The sequence below is a fragment of the Johannesbaptistia floridana genome, assembly GCF_057440575.1.
The window spans coordinates 1-1,535 of the sequence record NZ_JALKVM010000292.1 but is presented as its reverse complement, the minus strand read 5'-3'; the positions used below and the strand labels follow the sequence as shown (position 1 = coordinate 1,535).

The 1,535-nt window shown below is 32.1% G+C and carries 1 protein-coding gene; it reads left to right on the top strand.

Going from position 1 to position 1,535, the window contains the following annotated elements; translation table 11 throughout:
- Window positions 1-79 precede the first annotated feature (79 nt).
- Window positions 80-1,363, top strand: coding sequence for a hypothetical protein (locus MW688_RS17780; RefSeq protein WP_486737352.1), 1,284 nt, complete (start codon window positions 80-82; stop codon window positions 1,361-1,363).
- Window positions 1,364-1,535: the final 172 nt, after the last annotated feature.

The following is a 1,535-nucleotide window of genomic DNA, read 5'->3' as shown; positions in this document are numbered from 1 at the left end:
CCGTTATGGGCAATTTCCAAGAGAATAGGTTTTTTTGGCGTAAAAAGCTAAATATTTTTGAAGCATTAAATTTTACACTATGTTTTTTGGTTCTGAAAAAGAATATGAAATATTAAAAAATGAAACTGCAGAAATCAGAAGTTGTATTACTAGGTACATTGGTTATATAATTAGTGTGGCTGGACTATCAGGGTTTCTTGCGAAATTTTATTTCGAAAGGAGTAAAGGTCAAGCAATTGACTTGGATATTCCTATTATTTTATTTTTATCACTGCTAGTAATTACTCTTTTGTATAATGTAATCTGGTATAAGTTTCGATCACATAATCGTTATGTCGGCTACATTCAACTATTGACCCAAGAAATTAATCATTATAAGTTGAGTGGAATTGAAAATCAGGATCAACTCAATTCTAGAGAAAAAAACTATCTGGACACCCCTCCAGATGAATTGGTAGAAGATGAATTTAAAAAGAAAAGAATATTTGCATGGGAGTTTGTGATGTCGAGGTATAATGGAGCTAGGTTTGAAAACCAACAAGAAAACATAATCTCTGCTACAAATAAAGCAAAATTTCGATTTCATATCCCAGATGGATATAAATATAGTCAGGTAGATAATTATTCCACCCTTGATAAAGACTTTTTCGAGAAAATCATTTACCCTATATACGGTGTTAGAAAAACTGGATTCAAACAGATTGCTATAAACGCATTAAAATTCCCTTATGATGTATTTTATCAGATAGTCAAATTGTATAGTCCAAGAAAAAGAAATTTAGTATCAATAAGTCCAAATAAGAATATTGATTCTAGATACGTAAAAGGAGGATGGAATTATCCTATTGTCATAACTCAAACATCCTTTGTCCCTGTGTTGTTAATATTCCTATATTTAGTTTATTTTATCTTTTTTAAAGATAGACCAGATTCCGATTTGTTTAAATCTGATTCCGCGTGGAAAGTAATTACTATTTTTATCGGAAGTTCCTTTATTTTCGGTATTTGGATTAGCAAATTTTTAAAAGGTATTTATGAGATATCTCATGGAAATGAGTCAATTGAGTTTTTTTGCTGGACGTTTTTTATTTATAGAGTTCAATTGTTAAACTCCTATGACATCATGCCTAGTTATTTTTCAAGAGCGTTTATTCGATACTTTAAGTCACAGTTAATCCTGAGTAAATTAGAGGAAGAAAAGATTAGTATATGTGCGAAAAAATTAGCTAAAGCGAATGGTGTGAGTTTAAGTAAATATAAAGGAAAGCTTGAACATTGCAAAAAGCTTGATAGCAGCTATACAAATTTTCATAGAGAGTTAAATAAAAAGATAAAAAAATCTTTACAAAAGCCCATAACATAGGCTACATGCCATGCCGGTAAAAATCTTCGAAAGGAAAATGGAGATGGAAAACCCGCACAGGCAGCAAAAGCCAGGCTTCGCCAATTTCGCCTTTTGCTGCCTGCGCTAGCATTTGTGAATTGAGACGAAAATGGTAAATTTAAAGTCCGGCACGTCACGTAGCCGGGCCGTT

What these genes read in the sequence shown, in the direction of transcription:
- MW688_RS17780 (WP_486737352.1), top strand. Translation starts at nt 80, where the DNA reads ATGTTTTTTGGTTCTGAAAAAGAATATGAAATATTAAAAAATGAAACT.